Below are 546 nucleotides of genomic sequence, written 5' to 3' on the forward strand. Positions count from 1 at the left end.
ATATACACCGCAGACCAACTCACCGTGCCTGACGGTTGTTCAGCGGCTGCGCGATACCACGGCTCATTGTCATAACCGCCAGATTCTGGATTGTTGTATGAATGAATCTGATCGATGTTCCCCTCACTGTTCTTGTTAAAGAACAAACTGGTAAACCGCCATCGTTCTTCTTTGAGTTCTGGTTTGGGCCACAATCCACCACTGACGATGATCTCGTCGCTTAATCTTAAAATCTGAGGGATGGTCGATTTAAGGGAATAGCTTTGGTTTGAGCTTTGCGCCAGCCCAACCAAGCTATTCAGTACGCCCGTGGATGTGATGAGCGGCTCTTTTATCTGGGAAGCAAGCAGTTGGGTACGTAAATCGAGATTTCTTTCTAGTTTGTCACGGACAGGTGGCTCAACCACCAAGTACACCACCGACCCTATCGTAGCGATAAAAAAACACAGGTACAGTGTGAGAGCGAGAATGCTTTTTTTTCTAAGTGACGAACGAATTTCCATATCCGTAGACGAATCATTCCCTAATATCGATTTATCACTTATC

Annotated in this window: 1 pseudogene; it reads right to left on the bottom strand. The window is 45.8% G+C overall.

What is annotated here, in order from left to right:
* A pseudogene (locus R7040_RS29225) lies at positions 1–503 on the bottom strand (histidine kinase); the annotation flags it as partial.
* Between the last annotated feature and the right edge of the window lie 43 nt (positions 504–546).

The organism is Vibrio sp. 1069, from assembly GCF_033340555.1.